This window comes from Bartonella sp. AD328YNZD, from assembly GCF_042196425.1.
This window is the reverse complement of record NZ_JBHIQG010000456.1, coordinates 1-1,603: the sequence shown is the minus strand read 5'-3', so window position 1 is coordinate 1,603 and position 1,603 is coordinate 1. Positions and strand designations below refer to the sequence as shown.

Here is a 1,603-nt window from a genome sequence, read left to right as displayed (position 1 = left end):
TGGCTCTTATGAACCGTCTTAATGCAAGATCTGTCGCAACATTGGGGGCTGGCAAATATAATGATGGTGCCGGCTTGTTACTTCATAAGCGTAAAGATGGTGGTGCTCAATGGATTTACCGTTATACTATTCACGGACGTCGTCGTGAAATGGGCTTGGGTGCTTTAAGAGATGTTTCTTTAAAACAAGCCCGTGAATTGGCAAATCAATGGCGCTCTGTTTTACGTGAAGGGCGTGATCCTATTAAAGAACGTGAGAAACAAAAGCGTGAGGCAATAAGCAATCTTCATTATTTAAAAGATATTGCCTTGGATACTTTTGAAACTCGTAAAGCTGAATTAAAAGGGGATGGGAAAGATGGACATTGGTTTTCGCCTTTACAACTTCATATTCTCCCTAAATTAGGTTGTCTTCCTGTGTCAGAGATTACACAAACAGAAATACGTAATACACTTGCCCCTATCTGGCATACAAAAGCTGGAGCTGCTCGGACAGCATTGATACGTCTCAAACTTTGTCTCAAACATGCTGCTGCATTAGGTTTGGATGTTGATTTACAAGCAACAGAAAAAGCACGCGCTCTTTTAGGAAAACAACGCCATAAAGTCAAAAATTTACCTGCAATGGATTGGAAAGATATACCAGCTTTTTATCAAACACTTTGCGAAGCATCAACCCTAACACAACTGGCTTTGCGTTTGCTTATCCTTACAGGGGTTCGCTCTAACCCTTTACGTCATATTCATAAAGATCAAGTTGAAGGTGATATCTGGACAATCCCTGCTGAAAATATGAAAGGAAAGCGTGATACTACAAAAGAGTTTCGTGTGCCCTTATCATCTGAAGCATTAGACATTTTAAAACAAGCGCGCTCACTTTCTCGCAATGATTTCTTCTTTTCTGCAACCGGTCGCGGTCCCCTTGCTACGAAGTGTATGGCTCAATACATGAGAGACAATAAACTTGAAGCCTGCCCCCATGGATTTCGCTCTAGTTTACGCGATTGGCTCGCTGAAACAACCGATGCCCCCTATGAGGTCGCTGAAACTATTCTAAGTCATACAGTCGGAGGACAAGTAGAGCGTGCCTATCGTCGTACTGATTATTTAGAACAGCGCCGCGTTTATATGGATAAATGGGCGGCTTATGTCACGGGTCAATCTTAAGATATGGAGTGCATAACCCCATGATCTGTGGATAACTTTCTCTCTCTTCTCTCTCATTCTTTCTCAATAAGAATCATAAATTATCACATCAGAAATTATATGATAAAATATTGTTTTCTATAAATAAAATACCTTCAAAAATGAACCAAAATGTGGTTAATAAATAGTTATGATTTGTTACCATTTTTTGATAGAAAGGATTTTAGTATGACAGAAAATGATATTCTTTTGACAGACCGTGAAAGTGCAAAATTGCTTCATATGAGTGTCTCAACATTCCGCCGTCATGTAACCAATGGCTCTCTCCCAAAACCTTTAAAATTTGGTTTTTTGTCCCGTTGGTTACAATCGGATCTTATCAATGTCATCGAGCAAGCAAAACAGCAACGTCAAAGTGACGCGGCATAAAAAAACCTTGTCACGTAAGGACGGACAAG

Annotated in this window: 2 protein-coding genes; both read left to right on the top strand. The window is 40.0% G+C overall.

Features of this window, described 5'->3' with window-relative positions; translation table 11 throughout:
- Positions 1 to 1,166: tyrosine-type recombinase/integrase (locus ACFIO3_RS12780; RefSeq protein WP_375704584.1), on the top strand; the 1,166-nt coding region annotated here is incomplete at its 5' end.
- Positions 1,167 to 1,373: 207 nt separating this feature from the next.
- Positions 1,374 to 1,574 (top strand): AlpA family transcriptional regulator, encoded by a 201-nt coding sequence (locus ACFIO3_RS12775; protein WP_011180791.1) that lies wholly within the window; start codon positions 1,374 to 1,376, stop codon positions 1,572 to 1,574.
- Positions 1,575 to 1,603: the final 29 nt, after the last annotated feature.

Bases quoted from the DNA above. Each gene is read 5' to 3' on its own strand.
- ACFIO3_RS12775 (WP_011180791.1), top strand. From the start codon at position 1,374: ATGACAGAAAATGATATTCTTTTGACAGACCGTGAAAGTGCAAAATTG.